Annotated in this window: 20 protein-coding genes; 17 read left to right on the forward strand and 3 right to left on the reverse strand. The window is 65.2% G+C overall.

Going from position 1 to position 19740, the window contains the following annotated elements:
• On the reverse strand, nucleotides 1-266 hold a 266-nt coding region (locus tag VFP86_01470; protein ID HET8998294.1), incomplete at its 3' end, for a hypothetical protein.
• Nucleotides 267-1074: 808 nt separating this feature from the next.
• Between VFP86_01470 and VFP86_01475 the strand changes: the two genes are divergently transcribed.
• Nucleotides 1075-2376, forward strand: a complete 1302-nt coding sequence (locus VFP86_01475) for an MFS transporter (GenBank protein ID HET8998295.1) — start codon at nucleotides 1075-1077, stop codon at nucleotides 2374-2376.
• A 32-nt stretch (nucleotides 2377-2408) separates the two neighbouring features.
• Here the strand turns inward: VFP86_01475 and VFP86_01480 are convergent, their stop codons facing one another.
• Together VFP86_01480 and VFP86_01485 are read right to left on the reverse strand one after the other, a co-directional pair.
• Nucleotides 2409-3248, reverse strand: coding sequence for a 5'-3' exonuclease H3TH domain-containing protein (locus tag VFP86_01480; protein HET8998296.1), 840 nt, complete (start codon nucleotides 3246-3248; stop codon nucleotides 2409-2411).
• A 71-nt stretch (nucleotides 3249-3319) separates the two neighbouring features.
• Nucleotides 3320-4216, reverse strand: a complete 897-nt coding sequence (locus VFP86_01485; protein HET8998297.1) for an NAD(P)-dependent oxidoreductase — start codon at nucleotides 4214-4216, stop codon at nucleotides 3320-3322.
• A gap of 183 nt (nucleotides 4217-4399) precedes the next feature.
• On the opposite strand from VFP86_01485, the gene VFP86_01490 reads away from it, so the two are divergent.
• The 16 genes from VFP86_01490 to VFP86_01565 all read left to right on the forward strand — a co-directional run bounded on the left by VFP86_01490 (nucleotide 4400) and on the right by VFP86_01565 (nucleotide 19717).
• The gene (locus VFP86_01490) at nucleotides 4400-4609 is read left to right on the forward strand and encodes a hypothetical protein (GenBank protein ID HET8998298.1); all 210 of its coding nucleotides are present in this window, start codon (nucleotides 4400-4402) and stop codon (nucleotides 4607-4609) included.
• A 188-nt stretch (nucleotides 4610-4797) separates the two neighbouring features.
• Nucleotides 4798-5241, forward strand: coding sequence for a hypothetical protein (locus VFP86_01495; GenBank protein ID HET8998299.1), 444 nt, complete (start codon nucleotides 4798-4800; stop codon nucleotides 5239-5241).
• Nucleotides 5238-5861 carry a hypothetical protein gene (locus VFP86_01500; protein HET8998300.1) on the forward strand — a complete coding sequence of 208 codons (624 nt, stop codon included), beginning with the start codon at nucleotides 5238-5240 and terminating at the stop codon, nucleotides 5859-5861. The genes VFP86_01495 and VFP86_01500 overlap by 4 nt, the downstream gene beginning before the upstream one ends.
• 35 nt (nucleotides 5862-5896) lie before the next feature.
• The gene (locus VFP86_01505; GenBank protein HET8998301.1) at nucleotides 5897-7495 is read left to right on the forward strand and encodes a hypothetical protein; all 1599 of its coding nucleotides are present in this window, start codon (nucleotides 5897-5899) and stop codon (nucleotides 7493-7495) included.
• 75 nt (nucleotides 7496-7570) lie between these two features.
• Entirely contained in the window at nucleotides 7571-8038 is a 468-nt protein-coding gene (locus VFP86_01510; GenBank protein ID HET8998302.1) for a pyridoxamine 5'-phosphate oxidase family protein, read from the forward strand.
• A 200-nt stretch (nucleotides 8039-8238) separates the two neighbouring features.
• The gene (locus VFP86_01515; protein HET8998303.1) at nucleotides 8239-9510 is read left to right on the forward strand and encodes a sugar ABC transporter substrate-binding protein; all 1272 of its coding nucleotides are present in this window, start codon (nucleotides 8239-8241) and stop codon (nucleotides 9508-9510) included.
• A gap of 93 nt (nucleotides 9511-9603) precedes the next feature.
• The gene (locus VFP86_01520; GenBank protein ID HET8998304.1) at nucleotides 9604-10554 is read left to right on the forward strand and encodes a sugar ABC transporter permease; all 951 of its coding nucleotides are present in this window, start codon (nucleotides 9604-9606) and stop codon (nucleotides 10552-10554) included.
• Entirely contained in the window at nucleotides 10548-11402 is an 855-nt protein-coding gene (locus VFP86_01525) for a carbohydrate ABC transporter permease (protein ID HET8998305.1), read from the forward strand. Before VFP86_01520 ends, VFP86_01525 begins: the two co-directional genes overlap by 7 nt.
• 9 nt (nucleotides 11403-11411) lie before the next feature.
• A complete protein-coding gene (locus VFP86_01530; GenBank protein ID HET8998306.1) occupies nucleotides 11412-12875 on the forward strand; it encodes a M81 family metallopeptidase in 1464 nt (487 codons plus the stop codon).
• On the forward strand, nucleotides 12872-13708 hold the full coding sequence (locus VFP86_01535; protein HET8998307.1) for a creatininase family protein: 837 nt from the start codon (nucleotides 12872-12874) through the stop codon (nucleotides 13706-13708). Before VFP86_01530 ends, VFP86_01535 begins: the two co-directional genes overlap by 4 nt.
• Nucleotides 13708-14655, forward strand: a complete 948-nt coding sequence (locus VFP86_01540) for an ABC transporter permease (protein HET8998308.1) — start codon at nucleotides 13708-13710, stop codon at nucleotides 14653-14655. Before VFP86_01535 ends, VFP86_01540 begins: the two co-directional genes overlap by 1 nt.
• On the forward strand, nucleotides 14648-15553 hold the full coding sequence (locus VFP86_01545; protein HET8998309.1) for an ABC transporter permease: 906 nt from the start codon (nucleotides 14648-14650) through the stop codon (nucleotides 15551-15553). Before VFP86_01540 ends, VFP86_01545 begins: the two co-directional genes overlap by 8 nt.
• A gap of 97 nt (nucleotides 15554-15650) precedes the next feature.
• On the forward strand, nucleotides 15651-16061 hold the full coding sequence (locus tag VFP86_01550; GenBank protein HET8998310.1) for a DUF3830 family protein: 411 nt from the start codon (nucleotides 15651-15653) through the stop codon (nucleotides 16059-16061).
• A gap of 65 nt (nucleotides 16062-16126) precedes the next feature.
• Entirely contained in the window at nucleotides 16127-17707 is a 1581-nt protein-coding gene (locus tag VFP86_01555; protein ID HET8998311.1) for an ABC transporter substrate-binding protein, read from the forward strand.
• Nucleotides 17708-17805: 98 nt separating this feature from the next.
• Nucleotides 17806-18810, forward strand: a complete 1005-nt coding sequence (locus VFP86_01560) for a TIGR03619 family F420-dependent LLM class oxidoreductase (GenBank protein ID HET8998312.1) — start codon at nucleotides 17806-17808, stop codon at nucleotides 18808-18810.
• Between the two features lie 37 nt (nucleotides 18811-18847).
• Nucleotides 18848-19717, forward strand: coding sequence for a DUF3830 family protein (locus VFP86_01565; GenBank protein ID HET8998313.1), 870 nt, complete (start codon nucleotides 18848-18850; stop codon nucleotides 19715-19717).
• Nucleotides 19718-19740: the final 23 nt, after the last annotated feature.

Below are 19740 nucleotides of genomic sequence, written 5' to 3' on the forward strand. Positions count from 1 at the left end.
CCAATGTAGCCAAGCCTTTCCCACACCGGGTCTTCTAGCAATTCCGTCTTCGCAAAGCCGATGACGGTTTCATCAAGTTTGGCCCACCACAGAAACCTGTCTGTACTCTGGTTCCAGAACTCATCATCGAAGTACTTGGAACGGGCAGCGGGATCGTTCGCAAAATGGTCGCCGGTGGGCCGTATTTGCCGCCAGTATTCATCGGCCATTTTGAATAGGCGGTCACGCTCGTTCCGAGGAACTGGAGCCATCCGTAGGGCGTTCAACGCTCCACCCCCAAGAATCGAGCGATGGCGATGCGGACCCTTGGCTCAATAATCAAATCCCAATGATTGAAACCGGGGAAGTACACCTCCTGTGCTCCATAGAATGCGGCCACCCGAGGGCCTCGCTCCGCTGGGAGTGCGTCGCCGTAGACGACAAGCGACGGGCAGGGCAGTGATGGAACCGAGATCCCGCGTTTCCGCTCGCATCGAGCGAGGAGCGACTCGGGCCGGCAACGCTCACCCGGGGCAGCGGGGCCGTATACCGCCTCCGGGTCAAACGTACCGAACGATAGGGCCGTCTCGGGATGAAAACCTTGAACCTCTGCTGGAGGGCTCGGCTCAAGAACAATCACGCTGTGCGGCTTCACAACAGGAGCGACATGAAGCACTGTCAAACCCCCCATGCTCCAGCCGCACAGTGCAACCGGACGATCCAGACGCTGGACCGCAGTTGTGACCACAGCCGCGTAGGCCGTCATGCTTGCCTTCGCAACGTCGAGGTCTTCTTGCAGGTCAACGGCGGAAACGGTGATACCTGGGAACGCCGACTTCCATTCGTCAAAGATCCACGGACCGCTACCCGCACCGTGCACGAGCACCAATGACCTCGGCGGCCGCCTGGGCACGTTTGTCCCTACCGCACCGGCACCAGAATTAAGAATTGTTCACCTGTCCCAATCTAGGTCCCTGCCGAACAGGAAGCAAGATGGACCTCCATTGACAAGTAATCTTTCGAAAGATATCTTTCGAAAATGAGCGGGCAGGCGGGTCCCGGCCACGGCACGTCAAAATCGACGCTGCGTGTAACGTGCGAATAGCCCGCCAACGATCATTTGTGCCCGCGCTGCTCAGGGAGAACGGCGAGTTTCGCGCGTTCTGGGCCGGACAGTTAATCTCGCTCTTCGGCGATCAGATCACGTTGCTGGCGCTCCCTCTTCTGGCTGTCCTGCTCCTGCACGCCGGAGCGCGAGAAATGGGATATCTCACTGCGGCGGGACTTGTACCGACGCTTCTGTTCGCCCTCCACGCCGGCGCTTGGGTTGACCGGCGTGGCCGGCGCCGTCAGGTGATGATCGCCGCCGATATCGGACGAGCCGTCCTTCTCTTGACCGTCCCGATCGCATACACCGTTGGCAGGCTCACGATGGTCCACCTGTACGCAGTCGCGTTCTTGGTGGGGACGCTCAGCGTCCTGTTCATGGTGTCCTACGGCGCGCTGTTCGTCTCCCTCGTGCCCCGCGATCGATATGTCGAAGGCAACGCGCTTTTGCATGGAAGCCGGGCGTTGTCGTTTGTGGGCGGCCCGAGCCTCGGCGGACTCCTTGTCCAGGTTTTTTCGGCGCCGTTTGCGCTCGTCGCCGACGCAGTCTCATTTTTCGCGTCCGCGTTCTTCCTCGGCCGGATAGCGCCCGCCGAGCCACCAACTGAAAAAAGCGGCCACGGTCAGGTCTTCGCGGGCGCTCGTTTCATCTTGCAATCGCCGGTCATGCGTGCCTCGGTCGCCGCAGGGGCGACGTTCAATTTCTTCAACCTCATGTTCTCCGCGCTGTTCGTGCTCTATGCGACGCGAATACTCGGCGTACAGCCCGTGATGCTCGGTGCGGTCTTGGGCGCGGGCGCAGTCGGAGCGGTGTTCGGATCAACCATCACCGGATGGCTGGGAAGGCGCATCGGCATAGGCCCGACTTTCATTCTCGGATGCGTGCTATTCCCGCTGCCCCTGGTGCTTGTACCGGCCGCCGAGGGACCGGCCTTGCTGATTCTGGCTTTCTTGTTCGCCGCGCGGTTCGGATCCGGCCTGGGTGTGATGGTCCTCGATATCAGCTTCGGATCGATCGCCGCAGCGCTCATCCCGAATCATCTGAGATCTCGCGTCTCCGGAGCATTCACCGTCGTGAACTATGGGGTCCGGCCGCTCGGCTCGCTCGCGGGCGGATTCCTTGGGAGCGCGATTGGGATTCGACCGACGCTCTGGATCGCTACCGTCGGAGCGATCGCCGGCTTCCTATGGTTACTTCCGTCCCCTCTACCGCGGCTGAAAACGCTCGAGGGAATAACAGATGATGCGCCCGCCTCGACGCCTTCCGGCGCGGCGGACCTGAGCAGATAGTAGCGGTACCCAGTGTCCGGGTTTATACAGTCTCAACCCACCGAGGGCTCGTGACGAGTCTTGAAGCAGCGCTCCAAAAGGTGGGCATCTCCCAGGCGCTCCGAACACGCCGCGAATGCTTTGGTGGGGCCGCGCCACCGCAGCTCGTCCACATCGCGGAAGAGAGGCGCGTCGGTCCTAAGCGTCGCCAGATCTTTGAATAGAAGCGCCAGGTCGCGTCGGTCCTCACCTAGTACGGCCGGCGGGAAGTCCTCGATGTTGCCGTATCGATTCACCAGCCGTGCCGCCCTGATCGGACCTATCCCCGGAATACCTGGATATCCGTCCGCCGAGTCGCCGACGAGTGCGAGGAAGTCGGGAATCAGGACGGGTTCCACCCCGAACTTCGCCCGCACTCCCTTCGCATCGAGGATCTTCTGTCCTTTACGGTCAACCTGCACTACCCGCTCGCCGCGGACGCACTGCGCCAGGTCCTTATCGGGTGTCCAGATGCAGATTTTCTCCACGCCCACATTCCCAAACGCGATCTGCGCCGCGGAGGCAAGTCCGTCGTCAGCCTCGAGTTCGGTCATGGGCCATACAGCCACTCCCATGGCCGTGAGCGCTTCCTCGAGCGGGTGGAATTGCGCGAGGAGTGCCGGCTCGATGCCCTCCCCGGTCTTGTAGCCAGCCCAGAGGTCGTTACGGAAGGACTCGATGACGTGATCGGTCGCCACACCGACGTGGGTTGCCCCCGTGTCGATCATGTGCAACACGGAATGCAGCACGCTGATAACGGCGCCGAAGGGCGGATCCTCGCCCTTCTTGTAGCGACGAAGGCCGTAGAACTGGCGGAACAGTTCGTATGTGCCGTCGAGGAGATGAACGATCATCGCGGTGGGTGCTTACGAGGCTCCCAGTTGGGCCACGTCAGCGCGACGCGCATTCTCCACTGGAGCGCGATCTAGACTCCGATGCCCGACAACTCCTGCATCGTGCGGACGACCGCCGAGAAGTCCTCCTCACGCCCCTTGCTCCGGGCCAGCTCTACAGTGTTGATCTGCTTGGCCACGGCCACGGCGGGCATCGCCACCGAGAGCGACTCCGCCAGCCGTAGGATCAGGCCGTAATCTTTGGACATCATTCGCAACGCAAAGGCAGCGGGGAACTCGCCCCGCGTAACGTTCTCGAACTTGCCCTTCTGTGCAGGGGACACAACGGACGTCGATCCTAGCTCGCCCAGCATGAGTGCTGTATCCAGCCCGGCCTTGCGTCCAAGCGCGACGGCCTCGGCGAGCGCCTGAATCCCCAGGCCGAGGAGAGTGTTCGTGACCAGCTTCATGGTCGCGCCCGCCCCGCTGGCCCCCATGTACCCGTGACGGCCGAGTGTGCCCAAAATCGTGGCGCTCGAATCATACGCCTCTCTTTCGCCGCCGACAAAGATGATCAGCGTTCCCTGCTCCGCCTGCACGGTGCTGCCCGAGACAGGCGCATCGATCGCGACTACCCCCGTCGAAAGAGCCGACGTTGAAACCGCGCGCGAGGTCTCGGGCAGAACGGTGCTGAGATCGATCAGTGTGCTGCCGCGGCGCGCCCCCGCGAGAACCCCCCCGGGCCCGAGGATCACCTCCCTCACGGCTGCGTCGTCAGCCAGCGAGTACAGGATCACATCCGATTCCTCAGCCACCGCTCTCGGCGTCTCGGCGAGCGATGCCCCCGCCTTCAGGAGCGGCTGCGCCTTGTCCGCGCTCCGATTGTACACGGTTACCCGATGGTGGGCGTCAAGCAGTCTGCGGGCCATACGGGATCCCATGTATCCCAGCCCCAGGAACCCGATGCGACGCGTCGGTGGCTCTGGCATCTCTTCACCTCCTAATAAAGCCCGTTCCGCCGAGATCAACATCGTCTTGTTCATAATAATCCTTTCTCTCGCACGAAGCGCTGGAGGGTGACAAGTATCACACTCTATTAGTGAAGCAGTTCATCTGCAAATTTCCCTCCCCAGCTTACGATGGAGCCATCCTAACAGAAAGGAGGGAGGACAATGCGGAACATGCTCATGGCCTTGCTTGTTGGGGTGGCCATCCTTCTCCCGGCGGCGGGAGCGTTCGCCGACGAGGGAAATTACGGCGATCGCGACTCATCCGTCGAACCTGTCGTGGTCCAAGCCGAACCGATTCAACTCGGTATCGTCTCCGGCGCGGACAAGGATCCGTATCACGACGAGATGCGGTTGGACAGCCGTGAGAACTAGCCTCCCGTACGCTGCCGGCCGTCTGGCGTTGTTTGGGCGGCTGGCAGCGCGTTTCAGCCACTCCGCCCCTTACACCCCCCACTCAATCGTGCTCTCGCACCTCCTCCCCTTGGTCGGAGGAAGATCAACCGCCTGCCCCTAATTCCACGATTGACCGACAATTCAAGGATGGGTGACGCGCGGAGCCGATGAACACGAGACTGCGAGCAGACGGGTTCACGACGATCGAGACGGTGATCGTCATCGCGCTCTTTGGAATAGTCCTCGTAAGCTTGGTGGGCCTCCATTTGGTCGCGCTGTCCGCGGGTACCGCGGCGGAGACCTCGACGATCGCCGCCAACCTCGCTCGGGCTCGAATGGAGGAATTGCTCGCCCTTCCCCCCGACACGCTCAAGGACCAGAACAACACCGAGGCGCACCGCCAAATTCCGGCTGAGGGGGGGCGCGCCTACACGGTGCGCACCACTGTCGAAGCCCCCGACCCGGCACGATTGGACCTCACCGTCACAGTCACCTGGCAACTGGCGCGCGCGGGAGCCTGCGCCGCCGGACCCGGCGCGAACTGCGCGGGCAACCCGGTCACCTATTCCCGGACGCTCCAGACCCGGGTGGCGGCTCCAGTCCAACCATGAGGGGCCTATCTCTGGCAAAGGGCTATCTCTTGGTGGACGTGATCGTGGGGCTCGCCCTGTTCAGCTTTGTGCTGCTCGCGATCTATCATCTCTATGGTCCGACCTTCACCCTCTCGCGGGATATCAACGATCGACTGGCGGCCCAGCAGGACGTACGGTTGGCCCTCGATCGCGTGGCGCGCGCCCTCCATGAGACGACAACCGCCCCTGGGCGGTTGAGAGTCTATACGGCCGAGGCGGGCTGCACCGGCGCGTACGAAGGGTGCCTCGGGTTCGTCACGGCCCGCGACGCCAAGTGCGCGGGGACGTTCCAATTAATCGACGGCGCGCCCAACTGGCAGGCGACGATGTACCTCTGGCGGGACGTCGCGTCGAATGAGCTGCGGCTTCGATGCGAGCCGGCCACCACATTTCCGGCGGTCACATGGCCGCCGCGGGCGCTCGAGCCATTTGCGGTGGTTGGAACCCACATCGTAGGCGCATCGGTCGCACTGCAGCCGGCGGGAACCCCACGTCCGACGTCGATCTCCATCGGGATCCGCGAGCAATCGCGGACCTCCCTGCACCGGTCTCCGACGACGTTCTACAACGAGACCTTCTTTCTGCCCCAGAATCGATGAGCAAGAGACCCCGCCGCGCCCCAACGACCCCAAGGATGGCACCGGAGGACGAGCGGGGGCTGGCGATGCTGGCGGTGTTGGCGACGGTACTGATCGTCACCGTGATCAGTATCGCGCTGGTCGGATTGATGAACACCGACCTGACCCACGCCTCCATTCAGCACGCCGTCGCCCGGAGTTTCTACATTGCTCAGGCGGGCCTTCAGGAAGCGAAGATTCGGGTCTCAGCCTCGGCCGATCCGGCGGCCTACACGACTCCCGCAAGCGGAGTGACGGCTGCGTACGGGAGCGGCCGGTTCACCTATTGGGTGGACGCCGGGCCGGCAGCCGACGGGTGCGGGCCCGGCCTGAAGACAGTGGACGTCCAAGGAGGGGTTGGCTTTCTGGGGCGGACGATAGGATCGCGGGTCCGGGCATGTGCCGTGGGGGGCACGCCGTTTCTCGCGGCCCTCTTCGGGGTGGGGCGGGTCCAGTTCCAGGGGGCGGCGTCCCGCCTGTACCTGGCTCCCAATCACGTCGGGACGCCCGGAGGCGGGGGCAGCGTGGGGTCGTTCAGCGAGATCAGCTTCGGCGACCCCGACGTCCGCGTGAATGCGCTGAGCGAAGAGCGCTTTGAGCCGGTGGCGCTGAGAGAGGGAACCGTCCCGGACTATGGGCTGTACGGGTTTGCTGAGCGTCCGGACTACAACCCGAACGCAGCAGCCGATGCCGCGCCGTGGGTGCTGTCAGTCTTCGGAGACATCATCAAAGCACAACCCACGACCGGCCCTCTCCCGACCCGGTGCGGGACTGCGTACGCCTGCCTCACGGTGGGAAACGATGTGACCGATATCCGCGATGTGGCCGCCCTGCGTGCCGCCCATTATGTCCACCATGTCTACTTCAACGACATCCGGGAGGAGCGACTCCCGCCCCTCGCGCTCGATCCAGAGGGGTTTCAGATCCTGGCAGCCCACAACACGGCCAATGCGGATCTCAACCGGATTGTCGGCCTGGGGGGCAAGACAGACTCCCTCTATGAACGCATGCAGTTCTTCCGGCTCATGTTCTATCTGGCGGCGCATCCCACGCAGTTCCTGCGGGGCCCGATCTACGTCAATGGGACGGTGGAGCTGCTCCGCGACTGGAACTTGGGAGGCGACTCCGGTAACGTCACGCTCGCAGTCGCGGGGGATCTCATCATCGGCAAGAAGCTTACGCTGACGAACCGGCATGACCTTTCGTCTGCGATTGGCAGGCGGCTCCCGAGTCTCGTGGTGTTCAGCGCTCCCGAAGCGACCCCAGTGCCGGCGGAGGTCTGTGGGGGCGAGCGCATAAGCGGAACCGGCCGTCTGGTCGTGTGCGAGGAGAGCGCGCTGATCGTCGATGGATTGATCTACACGCAAGATGGGATGGCGATCGAACCCAGGGCAATGGTCGATCAGATCGGCGCCATGTACCACGATAACCAAGGCACACCGCATCCATCTTTCAGCCTGAGAGACGGGGCGGTCACGGTGCGGTTTGACCCGCTCGCCCTCAGCGTGTTTGGGCACGGGATCACGATCGTCTCGTGGCAGCAGCTGCACGGGCCGGGCGTGCCCGCGCCGCTCCCTACGGTGCCACCGGCGATCGGTCTCGGTCGGATTTTCTGATCCGCTCGATCGTGCGGCGGGCCGGCAAAGCGCGAAACGGGACGGCCTGCCTGTCACCCACGGAGGGAATTGGGCATGGGATTACCGTTGCGTGAGCAGGTCCTGACCTACCTTCAGAGTCACAATACGCTCACGCTCGCGACCGTCGGGTTGGAGGGACCGTGGGCGGCGGCGTTGTTCTACGTCAATGACGGTTTCGACCTGTACTGGCTCTCCGATCCTCACACCCGGCACTCGGAAAATGTCGCTCGCACGCGCAGGGCCGCCGCGACCATTCAAGAGGATTATCGCGACTGGCAGATGATTCAGGGCATTCAAATGGAAGGGACCGCCGAGCAGGTGGGGCCGCTTGCGGAAGCGCTTCATCCGATGGGGCTCTATGCGGCCAAATATCCGTTTCTTGAGAACTGGCGCAATCCCCCACCGACATTGGCGAGGGCGCTCGGGCCTGCGCGGGTGTACCGGTTTCGACCGAGCCGGGTATGGTTTGTTGACAACGCGAGAGGGCTCGGCAGCCGTCAGGAAGTTCAGATCCGGCCCTAGGCAGCGCAGCTCGTCACAGAGGCCTCCGGCCCCCCCGCCGTATAGCCGGCGCCCAATGAGCACCACGGCGCCGGGACGCGGCGGAGGGAGGGTTAGCGCGAGAGGGACGAGAATGGTCCGCGCAAAAGGGCAGCGGCGACGACCGCAAACGTTTCCGGACGGACGGCGTCGCTCGTTGCCGCCTCACCCAGGGGGGAGACATGCGGACCGAACCGTTTCGATGGATATCCGTGCTGCTCGCGTCCTTCCTCGCATTCGCGGTCGCGCCCTACGCCGCGGCGGCACCAGGCACGCAGGTGGAGCTCAAGTGGCTGGAGTGGTGGGTGAACGAGTGGGGCCCGCCCAATCACGCCAAACTGATCGCGGACTTCGAAAAGGCAAACCCGTCCATCAAGGTCACGGTGGTCGATACGCCGTATCCGCAGATGGCGGGCAAGTTGAACGCGGCGGCGGCCGGCGGCGAGAACTACGACGTCTTCGGCGTCGAAGGCACCTGGTTGTCAGGCCTCAACAAGCTCGGGTACGTGGAAAACTTGGATCCCTGGTTGGCGAAGGACAAGTCGTTCGCCAGCAGCCTGACGGGAACGGCCCCACGGAGATTTGGCGGCAAAACACTGTCTCTCTGCCTGTATTTGATCACCTACCAGTTCGCGTACAACGTCGACTTCTTCAGCAAGGCTCAGCTCAAGGCTCCCGCAAATTGGGACGAATTTGTTCAGGTCGAGCGGCGCCTGCGGGATAAGACCGGGAACAGGTACGGCATGAGCATGCCGCTGTCCGACGGCGGGTTCCTCTATGGCCGGTACTTCGGCTTTCGTCTGGCGCAAGAAGGCGGTCAACTGGTCGACGACAACGGCAAGGTGGCGTTCAATTCGCCGCAGGGGGTCGCCGCCCTGAAGTGGTGGAAGGACTTCTACAATATGGGGCTCGTCGTGCCGGGCTCGTTGGGCGAGGACCAGACGCAGATGCTGGAGTACGTGGCCAGCGGCCAGGTCCCGACCATCATCGACGGCCCCTTCATCTGGTCCAAGGCCAAGCAGATCGATCCAAAGATTAAGCTCGCGTATGCCCCGGCCTGGCGGGCCCGTACCGGAGGGTATTTTTGGAGCTGCAGCGGCGTCGGCATGAGCGCGAAGTCGCCGAACAAAGACGCGTCGTGGAAGTTCCTTCAGTACCTGTACTCCAGAGACGTCTCAGTGAACATGACGAAGACGATCAGCCTGCCGTGGGCCACCAAAGCCGCGGTGGAATCGCTCAAGAGCAGTACCGACCCGATCCTCAAGAACATCCCGGACTTCTCGAATCAAGATTCTGCGCACAACATTGTCGCTCCCGTGCTGCCGGAAGCCGGGAAGCTCACCGACGCCTTGAAGATCGCCTTCCAGGAGGGGGTCACGGGCAAGAAGGATCCCAAGCAAGCGCTCGACGAAGCGGCCGCCGTGTGGCAGGCCGAGCTCGACAAGACCAAGTAGCCGTTCTCGACCCAGGGATCGCCAGGTCTCCCCGCGGGACGCACGGCGGGGCGGCCCGCGTGCCCGTACCTGAGCAGCGTTTGGGAGATCGCGTTGGCCGGTTTCCGTAGTCCCGTTGGGGCGCTCGCCGAGCCGGTGGCGCCGTCGCAGGTGCGAGCGCGACGCCGCCTTCCGCGCTACGCGGCCGGGTATGTCTTCGTGGCTCCCGTGCTGCTGTATCTCCTCACGACGGCGGTGTATCCGATCTTGAACGTCGTCGCGATGAGCGTCCGAGATGTGGCCGCGGGGCGCTGGTACTTCGTGGGATTCGCGCACTACCGGCAGGTACTGCAAGATCCGGTGTTCTGGAACGCGTTCCGGAACACCGCCATCTTCACCGTCGCGTCCACGGCCGCGCATCTGCTGCTGGGCATGGCGTTCGCCCTGCTGCTGCACGAGGTCTGGTTCAGCCGGGCCCTCCGCAACGTCACCCGGGGGGCGTTGATCCTGCCGTGGGTCTTCTCCACCGCCGCCGCGGGGCTGATGTGGTCCCTCCTGTATCATCCGTTTGGGCTCATCAATTATCTGGCCGTGGGCGTGTTCGGGCGGGCCCAGCCGTTCGAGTTTCTCGGGGACGCCCGGATCGCGCTGGCCTCGGTCATCGCCGTCAACGTCTGGAAGAGCTATCCATTCTATATGGTGGCGATCCTGGGAGAGCTGCAGGCCATTCCTGCGGATCTGTTCGACGCCGCGAAGGTGGACGGGGCGGGGGGCGTGCAGCGATTCTGGTACGTCACGCTGCCACAACTCCGCGGGGTCCTGATCGCGATCTCCACCCTCGACGTGATCCTCACGTTCGGGCACGTCGATTTGATCAACATCCTGACACGGGGCGGGCCGGGCCGCGCCACGGAGACGGTCGCGTTCCACGTGTACCGGACGGCGCTGCTCGACGGCAACCTCGCCAAGGGCTCGGCCATCAGCACGATCATGCTCGTCGTACTCACGCTCTTCTGCTGGATGTACCTGCGCATCCTGGCGCGGCGCGGGAGCGAGTCGTGGTAGTCGCCCCTCCCCCGCTCCGCCGCATCCGCTATGGAGTGCATCAGGGCTTCATCGTCGGTATCTCGGTGGCGTCGGCCGCGCTCCTCCTGGTGCCGGTCGTCTGGATGGTCGGCGCCGGCCTCCGCCCCATCAGGGAGATCCTCAGTTATCCGCCCACGCTGCTGCCGAAGGCGCTCACGTTTCAATATTTCGAGCGCATCCTGGCGAACCCCACGTACCGGCACTACTTCCTGAACAGCGCCGTCCTGGCTCTGGCAACCCTCGGCCTCGCCCTGGTGCTGGGCTCCCTGGCCGCGTATGGCTTCTCCCGCTACAAGTTCCCGGGCAACAAGGCCATGCTGATGGGGATCCTCGCCCTCCTGATGCTGCCGCGGGTGACGCTGATCGTTCCGTACTTCCACCTCGCGCACGTGGTCGGGCTCTACGACACGCTGCTCGGCTTGATCATCGTGAACACCGCGTTTCTCCTCCCGACGTCTACATGGCTCCTGAAGGGGTACTTCGACTCGCTCCCGGAGGAACTGGAGGAGGCCGCCATGGTCGACGGATGCATCCGCGCCCAGGCCCTCTGGAAGATCGTGCTCCCGCTCGCGGTGCCGGGGTTGATCGGCGTCGGCACGTTCGTCTTCATCGGATCGTGGAACGAGTACCTGCTGGCGGTGGTACTCAGCGAGACGCCGCGCGCCCAGACGCTTACCGTCGGCCTGGCCGCGTTCTTCGGCCAGTACGTGCGGGACTGGAACGGCATCATGGCCCTCTCGACCCTGGCCAGCCTGCCCCTCGTCGCCATCTTCGTGTTCCTGCAGCGGTGGGTGGTCCAGGGACTAAGCAGCGGTGCCATCAAATAGGAGGACCCCATGCGCATCGGGATCGCCGGGATCAGCCACGAGGCGTTGACGTTTTCGCCTGTGCCGCAGACCATGAAGGACTTCAGGGTGCTCCGCGGCGCTCAGGCCCTCGAATACCCGGGCCTCGCCGACGCGGCCGGGGCGCTGGAATTCGACCCGGTCCCCATCCTCGTCGCGAGCGCCCGCTGTCCCTCTGGGGTCGTGGAGGAACGCACGTACCTGGCACTGCGGGACGAGCTGGTGGAGGGCATCCGGCGGGCGGGTCCGCTGGACGGGATCTGCCTGATCCTGCACGGCGCGATGCTCGTGGAAAACGTGTGGAGCGGCGAGACCGACCAGGTGCGGATGATCCGCGGTGTGGTGGGGAGGGAGACCCCGTTGGCCGTCCGCCTCGACCCGCACGCGAACCTCACCGAGGAGTTCACAAATAAGGCCGATACGTGGGCGTGCTTCCGCACGGCTCCGCACCGCGACCAGGCCGAGACCCTGCACCGCACGCTGGGCCTGCTCACCAGGTGCATCCGCTCTTACCTGCGGCCTCGCCCCGTGTTCATCCGCCTGCCGCTCCTACTCCCCGGGGAACGGGCGACGACCGCGGTCGAGCCGATGCGGTCCCTGCTCGCCATGGCGCGGGAGATCGAGCAGGCGCCGGGCATCTTGAACGCCGAGGTGCTCATCGGGTTCGGCTGGGCCGACGCTCCGCACGCCGGCGCCAGCGTCGTGGTGGTCGCGGAAGACGAGGAACACCTTCCGGAGGCGCGCCGCCACGCACGGCGGTTGGCGCAGGCGATGTGGGACCGCCGCCGCGAGTTCACCTTCGACCAGGAGGTCGCACGCACGGCCGACGAGGCGATCGACGCGGCGCTGCGGGCATCCGAGCGGACGGTGTTCATCGCCGACTCGGGGGACAACCCGACCGCGGGGGCGCCGGGCGACTCGACGCACTTCCTCTCGCGCCTGCTCGCCAAGAACGTCCCCGACGCGATTGTGGCGGGCATCCCGGACCCGGAGGCGGCGCAGGCCTGCTTCAACCGGGGCGTCGGCGGCACGGTGACGGTCGAGGTGGGGGGCAAGATGGATTCGGCGCACGGCGGGCCGGTGACGCTGACGGGCACGGTTGATCACGTCTACCATCCGCCGTCCACATCGGACGAAGCGGGCTTGGCTACCCTGCGCGTCAACGGTATCCGGGTACTCATTTCCACCCGCCGGTACGTCTACCACAGCCCCGCGGACTTCCAAAAGGCCGGCGTTGACCCGCTGCAGCACCGGATGGTGATCGTGAAGCTGGGATACCTCATGGCGCCGCTGCGCGAGATCGCACCGCGAGAGATCCTGGCGTTAACGCCGGGGTACGCGGACATGGAGTTCAGCCGGTTGCCGTATCGGTACGTCACCCGGCCGATCTTCCCGCTGGACGACGACCTAGAGTGGCACCCGATCATCACGAATGTCGCCGGATACCAGCCATGAGCGATCTGGTGGAATTCGAACTGATGCGCCCCCCGCAGATCGTGGAGGCGCGTCGCCGATGCCCCGTGGCCTTCGTGCCCGTCGGGCCGCTGGAGTGGCACGGTCCACACCTGCCGATGGGCACGGATGCGATCTCGGCCCATCGGGTCGCCGTGGGCGCCGCCCGACGCGTCGGCGGGGTGGTGCTGCCGCCGTTCTTTCTCGGCACCGAAACCGTGCGCGCCGTGGCGGGCCCGCAGAGCGTCCAGGCGCTGGGCTTTCACGGCCACGAGCGGATCGTGGGCATGGATTTTCCCGACAACCCGGTGAAGAGCCTGTACGTCGAGGAAGGGGCGTTCGCGGTCGTGATCCGCGAGATCATCCGCCTGCTCAAGCTGGATCCGTACCGGCTCGTGATCATCGTCAACGGGCACGGCGCGACGAACCATATGCGGGCGCTGCGGCGGGTGGCGGCGGAGGAGTCCGACCCCCCTCGCGTGCGGGTCGTGTACGAGTCGGCGGGGAGCCCCCCGGTGTCGGCGGCGAACGATCCGGGACACGCCAACCGCGGGGAAACGGCGTTCATGATGAGTGCCGTTCCGCAGAGCGTCGACCTGAGCGCGCTTCCTTCGATCGAGACGCCGCTACGCTATTGCGACTACGGTATCGTGAACGGGGCCGCATTCGAGGGACATCCCACCCCCGACTTCACCGTCCCGCGGGACGCCGATCCACGGTACGCGACGAAGGACGAGGGAGCGGCGAGGCTGGCTGGAAACATCGAGCGCCTGGCGCTTCAAGTGACGACGTACCTGACCGAGGTCGAGAACCAAACTCAGAAGCCGTCTGTGTGATGTTGCGGTTCCTGCTCCATCGCGTGCTCGTCACGGTGCCGCTGCTCCTGCTCTTGAGCATCGGCATCTTTTCCATGCTGCACCTCGCCCCCGGCGACCCGGTCACGACGCTGCTCGGCGAAGACCTCGCGAGCCCCGACGTCGCACGCACGCTCCGGCACCAACTTGGGCTCGACCGTCCGCTGTACGTCCAATACTGGCTGTGGCTGGATCGCGCCCTCCACGGCGACCTCGGGTACTCGTTCCGGTCGAAGTCGCGCGTCGCCTCGGAGGTCGTCGCCCGGCTCCCCGTGACCATCGAGCTCACCGTGCTCACGATGGGGGCCGCGATCCTTGCGGCATTGCCCCTCGGGACCCTAGCCGCGCTGCGGCGGAACACGGGCCTCGACGCCCTGATCTCCGGCATGGGTGCGCTCGGACTCGCCATGCCGGCGTTCTGGCTCGGCGTGCTGCTCATCCTCCTGTTTGCGGTCCGCCTGCACTGGCTGCCGCCGTCGGGCTACGTGCCGCCCTGGCATGGCGTGGGCGCCAACCTGCGGCTCATGATCCTGCCCGGGGTCACGCTGGCCGTGTCGTACACCGCGGTAGTGCTGCGCATCTCGCGGATGAGCGTTCTCGACGTCGTCAAGGCGGACTACGTCCGCACCGCGCGCGCGAAGGGCATCAGCGAACCTTGGGTGGTGCTGCGGCACGTCGTGCGCAGCGCGCTGATCCCGATCATCACGGTAGTGGCGCTGGAGACTGGTCGCCTCCTCGGGGGTGCCGTCGTCACCGAAACGATCTTCGCCCTCCCGGGCCTCGGGCGCCTCGCGGTCGACTCCGTGTTGGGCCGGGACTTCCCGGTGCTCCAGGCAGTGGTCCTGTTCATGGCCCTCGCGCTGATCGCCGCCAACCTCATCGCGGACGTACTCTACGCGTGGGCCGATCCCAGGATTCGGTATGGATAGGCAGGCCGGCACCACCCGGCTCGGGCCAACCGCCGGCGGCCAGGCGCCGGGCTTCCCCGCGGCAAGGCTCACGGGTGCACGACGCTTCGTGTCCCGACACCGGCTCGCGTGCGTCGGAGCCGCGATCTGCCTGGGCGCGGCGATCGCGGTGCTGGCCGGCCCGGCATGGGATCGGGAGCCACCGGACGCAGTGCACGTGTCGGCGGTGATGGTGCCCCCCTCGCCTCCATGGTGGCTGGGCACCGACGACCTCGGCCGGGACATCCTGAGCAGGCTCCTCGCGGGCGGGCGGATCTCGCTCGGGGTGGGGGTTGCCGCGACCGCGACCGCAGCGGTCATCGGCATGCCCGCAGGCATGGCCAGCGGCTTCTGGGGCGGGTGGATCGACGGCGCGTTGATGCGGCTGATGGACCTGCTCTTCTCGATCCCCACCATGATCCTGGCGATCGCCATCGTGGGCGTGCTCGGCCCTAGCCTTATCAATGCCACCTTGGCGATCTCGGTCGTCGCGATGCCCCAGTTCGCGCGGCTCGTCCGCGGACAGGTGCTCTCGCTCCGTGAGATGGAATTCGTCCAGGCGGCCTGGGCCGTGGGAGCGCCGGTGGGCCGCATCCTGCGACGCCATCTGTTCCCGAACCTCCTGGGGCTCGTCGTCATCCAGGGCACGCTGACGGTGAGCTTTGCGATCCTGACCGAGGCGACGCTGTCGTTCCTGGGCCTCGGCGTTCAGCCGCCGACGTCGTCGTGGGGCTCCATGCTGCGGTACGGCTATCCGTTCTTGGACCAGGCGCCGTGGGCCTCGGTGGCGCCCGGCATGGCGATCATGATCACCGTGCTGGGCCTCAACCTGCTGGGGGACGGCATTCGAGACGTGCTTGATCCCCGGCTGCGCACGTGACGCGGGGGCCCGGTCCGGCCTGTCGAACGTCCGGGGGATGGGCGATCAAGTTTGAGGGTGCCAAGACGATGACAACTCGCCGGGAGGAGGGATAGCCGTGGAATTGCTGATTGCACTGGCCAACGTGATCGGACGCGTGAAACTGCTCGACACCGCGGCGCCGCGTACCACCAAGGCACTGTGGGCGGCGCTTCCGATCGCGGACCGTGCCGTGCAGGTAAAGTGGTCGGGCGACGCGTGGCGGACCGAGGGCGATTACGATATCGGCATCCCCGAGGTCGAGAACGAGGGACACGTGCTCGCGGCCGGCGACATGATCTACTTCCCGCGGTCGAAGAAGATCGGGTTCGCCTACGGGCGGGCGGAGTGGCGCCACCCGGATCTGTCGCTCGTGATGCATGTGTCCGTGATCGGCAAGGTGATCGCGAACCTAGATGAGCTCGTCAAGGCAAGTGAGCGCGTCTGGCTGGAGGGGGTCCAGCCGTTCCGGTTGAGCCGGGTGGAATAGGATGAATTCTCGGAAGATCGCGGGGGTAGGGAGGCGCCGAACCAATTACTGAGGGGGGCGAAGTCATGAAGAGGTTCACGAGGCGCCAGGTATTGACGTCTGCAGGCGTCGCAGCAGGCCGTACGGTCGCCGCAGGTCCCTTATCCCAATTCTTCGCGCGCCTTCCCCGGGCATCTGCGGCCGGGGCCGACACGCCCGTCCGGGGCGGGTCGTTGCGTGTCGGGATCACAGGAGACTGGACCACGCTGGACCCGCCCCATTACATTAACATATCCGAGCGGCAGATTTTCTATTCGATCTATACTCCGCTTTTCTCTCAGAGCCCCAGCTTCAGCATTGCACCCGGGCTCGTGAAGTCGTGGACGGTCTCGCCCGACGGCGTGCGCTTGACATTTCGCTTGCAAGATGGCGTGCGCTTCCATGACGGCACGCCATGCGACGCCGGCGCGGTGAAGTTTAACATCGACCGGATGTTGAATCCCGCTACCGGCTCGGCGTTCCGGACGATCCTTGCGCCGATCAGGGAAGTCCGCGTCGTGGATCCCGCGACGATCGAGCTGGCGCTGACGGCACCCTTCACGCCTCTTCTCGCCTGGTTCACCGAGGGCCCCGGATTCATTTCCTCGCCCACGGCCATACGGAAGTGGGGCGACCAGTACGCGCTCCACCCCGTGGGCACCGGACCGTTTGAGTTTGTCGAGTGGGTGAAGAACGATCACATTACGCTCAAGAGATTCTCCGGGTACTGGGAGCAGGGGTTACCCGATCTCGATGAGATCGCCTACCGCCCCATGGGCGACGAAACGGTAAAGATGGCGAACCTGCGGGCGGGCGGTCTTGATGTCGTCGATGTCATCCCCGCCCGCGAGCAGCACGCCATTCGGGGGGATCCGCGCTTTCACACCACGGTGCTCCCGGGGGCGAATTGGCCGATGATCCGGCTCAACAACGCGATGCCGCCGTTCAACAACAAGGCGCTGCGGCAGGCGGTGTCTTACGCGGTCAACCGTGATCAAATCGTCACGACGATCTATTTTGACCAGGCGAGGCCCGCCTATGGTCCGATCTCCCCTGTGTATCGTGAATACTATGACCCGTCCGTCAGCCAGTACGGGTACCACCATGACCTTCAGAAGGCCAGGGCAAAACTCGCCGACGGTGGTCAGGCGAACGGGTTCACATTCACGCTGGAGATCTCTGCGTCGCCGGAGCAAACCCGCCTCGCAGAGCTCATCCAGGCGCAGCTCGCGGAGGCCGGCATCACCGCCAACATTCGGGCCTACGAGATCACCACGTTGATCGATCGCGTCACGGGCAAGCGGTATCAAGCCGCCATCGGTTCCTGGACGCCGCGGCCAGATATCGACGGGACCATGTACAATCACTTCAGCACACACGGAAACGTCAACTCCGTTTCGTACAACAATCCCACGGTGGACTCCCTCTTCGAGAAGACCCGGATGATTCCAAGCGGGCCAGAGCGCATTCGGCTGTACCGCGAGATTCAGCGGCTGATCATCGAGGACGCCCCATGGGTCTTCCTGGTGTTTCTCAACCTGATGATCGGTACACGAGCGGAGGTCCAAGGGGTTCCTGCCATCCCCGACGGGATCATGCGGTTCAAAGGGGCTTGGCTGCGGCGGTGAATGACCCATCTTCAGGTGCTCATGGACCCGAGGGAGCGTTTGCTCAATCGCCAGCAGCGCACTTATCCACCGAAAATTAGGTCAGCGGGGGCGCGCGCATGATGCGGATCGGTGTTGGCTTCCCTGGGTGCCGCGAAGGCACGGCGTACCCGGTCGGCTTCGTTCGCCCGGAGGCTCTGGCCATGGTCGCGCGCCGCGCCGAGGAACTGGGCTACTACTCGATCTGGTCGAATGACCACCTGACGACGCCCCACGGCGTCAGCGCGACGCAGGCGGAGGTCCCGAATTTCTACGAGCCGCTCGTGACGTACGCCGGGTTCGTCAACATCACGGAGCGGCTGCGGTTCATGTTCAGCGTCATCACCCTGCCCCAGCGGGACCCCGTCCTGCTGGCCAAGCAGGTGGCGACGCTGGACCGGCTGAGCGGCGGACGCGTGATGCTCGGGGTCGGCCTGGGCGCGTACCGGGAGGAATTCGAAGCCGTCCACGCGGGCCTGAAGGGCGCGCACCGCGGCACCATGCTCGACGAGGGGATTCAGGGCCTGCGAACGTTGTTTGCCGACCGGCGGGCAAGTTTCCAGGGGAAGTACGTCCACTTCGCCAGCGTGGAGTTGGCCCCCAAACCGGCGCAGGATCCCTTTCCCATCTATGTTAGCGCGCACTCGCAGGCCGGCCTCGAGCGCGTCGGGCGGCTGGGAGACGGCCTGATCATCGGCGCCCGCAGCCCCGAGCAAACGCGGCGCGAATGGGCGGCCGTGCGGGAGGCCGCCGCCGCACACGGCCGGGACGCCAGCCGTCTCAGCCTGCACGTCCAGACCTGGCTCGCGTTCGGGGAGAGCGACCGCGAGGCCGAGCAGCGCGTTCTAGGGTCTCAGCACTTCCGGCGGATCGCGGCGGCGACGCAACGCCCGGACGACGCGATCCTCGCCGAATATCGCGCGGGCAACCTCCTGGGGACGCCCGCGGCCATCGCCGGACAGATCCGGGAGTTTCAAGGCGCCGGCGCGTCGCACCTCGGGATTGTCTTTCTGGTCGACACCATAGACCAGTTATTCGCGGACATGGAGGCGTTCGCGTCAAAGGTGATGCCGGCGCTCCAGTAGGAAACGGCCGGCGGAGACGGGAGAAGGAGGCGAGAGCATGGCGCGGATTGAGATCGTGCTCGGCGACGAGGTGTTTCATGCGGCCCTGTTCGAGGAGACGGCCCCGAGGACCACCGCGGCCGTGATGAAGGCCCTCCCGTTTGAGGGGCGTGCGGTGCACGCGCAGTTGAGCGGCGACATGTTCCGGATGTTTGAGCACGCACCGATCGCCGTCGAGGAAACCGAGAACCGGCAGGCGTACCAGGCCCCGGGCGAGATCGTGTATTATCCACCGATCAAAGAAATCGCCATCGCCTACGGCACCGCGCGGTTCCGTGGGACCGCCGGCTTCCTGTACCTCACGCCGCTGGGCGCCATCGACGAGGACGAACTCCCCCGGCTGGCCAAGACCGCGGAACACCTGCAGTGGGACGGCGCCAAACGCATTCAGTTCCGCCGGTCGGAGGCGCCCGCGCCTCACGCGCACGAGGCCGCGGCCGCCGGGCGGCCGATTGAAATCGAACTGGACGGGGTGACGGTGACGGCGTCCCTGCTGGACGCAACCGCGCCTCGGACGGCCGACGCGCTGTGGAAGGCGCTGCCCCTCGCGGGGCGGGTGACCAACACCAAGTGGAGCGGCCAGATGCTCCGGTTCTGGGGCGACGGCAAGGACGGAGCCCTGCCGATCGGTCTCGACACCGCGGAGAACGGCCAGGTCCTCCACTGGCCCGGCTATGTCTACTATCATCCCGCCTACCGCGGCATCCGGCTCTGCTATGGCCAGGCGCAGCAGAGCGGCCCCGCGAGTGTGTCGACGCTGACGCCGCTCGCGCGCATTCGGGGCGACTGGAGTGGTTTCCGGGCCAAGGCCGCGGCGATCATGTTCGAGGGCGCCAAGACCATGGTGATTCGCCGGAAGGAGCGCTGAGGCGAACTCAATTCGCAGAGGGT

This window comes from bacterium (assembly GCA_035703895.1).
In the GTDB taxonomy this organism is placed as follows: domain Bacteria; phylum Sysuimicrobiota; class Sysuimicrobiia; order Sysuimicrobiales; family Segetimicrobiaceae; genus Segetimicrobium.

Excerpts from the sequence above, each read along its gene's own strand:
- VFP86_01480 (HET8998296.1), bottom strand. The coding sequence starts at position 3,248 with ATGATCGTTCATCTCCTCGACGGCACATACGAACTGTTCCGCCAGTTC.
- VFP86_01485 (HET8998297.1), bottom strand. The coding sequence starts at position 4,216 with ATGCCAGAGCCACCGACGCGTCGCATCGGGTTCCTGGGGCTGGGATAC.
- VFP86_01490 (HET8998298.1), top strand. The coding sequence starts at position 4,400 with ATGCGGAACATGCTCATGGCCTTGCTTGTTGGGGTGGCCATCCTTCTC.
- VFP86_01495 (HET8998299.1), top strand. The coding sequence starts at position 4,798 with ATGAACACGAGACTGCGAGCAGACGGGTTCACGACGATCGAGACGGTG.
- VFP86_01500 (HET8998300.1), top strand. The coding sequence starts at position 5,238 with ATGAGGGGCCTATCTCTGGCAAAGGGCTATCTCTTGGTGGACGTGATC.
- VFP86_01505 (HET8998301.1), top strand. The coding sequence starts at position 5,897 with ATGGCACCGGAGGACGAGCGGGGGCTGGCGATGCTGGCGGTGTTGGCG.
- VFP86_01510 (HET8998302.1), top strand. The coding sequence starts at position 7,571 with ATGGGATTACCGTTGCGTGAGCAGGTCCTGACCTACCTTCAGAGTCAC.
- VFP86_01515 (HET8998303.1), top strand. The coding sequence starts at position 8,239 with ATGCGGACCGAACCGTTTCGATGGATATCCGTGCTGCTCGCGTCCTTC.
- VFP86_01530 (HET8998306.1), top strand. The coding sequence starts at position 11,412 with ATGCGCATCGGGATCGCCGGGATCAGCCACGAGGCGTTGACGTTTTCG.
- VFP86_01535 (HET8998307.1), top strand. The coding sequence starts at position 12,872 with ATGAGCGATCTGGTGGAATTCGAACTGATGCGCCCCCCGCAGATCGTG.
- VFP86_01540 (HET8998308.1), top strand. The coding sequence starts at position 13,708 with ATGTTGCGGTTCCTGCTCCATCGCGTGCTCGTCACGGTGCCGCTGCTC.
- VFP86_01545 (HET8998309.1), top strand. The coding sequence starts at position 14,648 with ATGGATAGGCAGGCCGGCACCACCCGGCTCGGGCCAACCGCCGGCGGC.
- VFP86_01555 (HET8998311.1), top strand. The coding sequence starts at position 16,127 with ATGAAGAGGTTCACGAGGCGCCAGGTATTGACGTCTGCAGGCGTCGCA.
- VFP86_01560 (HET8998312.1), top strand. The coding sequence starts at position 17,806 with ATGATGCGGATCGGTGTTGGCTTCCCTGGGTGCCGCGAAGGCACGGCG.
- VFP86_01565 (HET8998313.1), top strand. The coding sequence starts at position 18,848 with ATGGCGCGGATTGAGATCGTGCTCGGCGACGAGGTGTTTCATGCGGCC.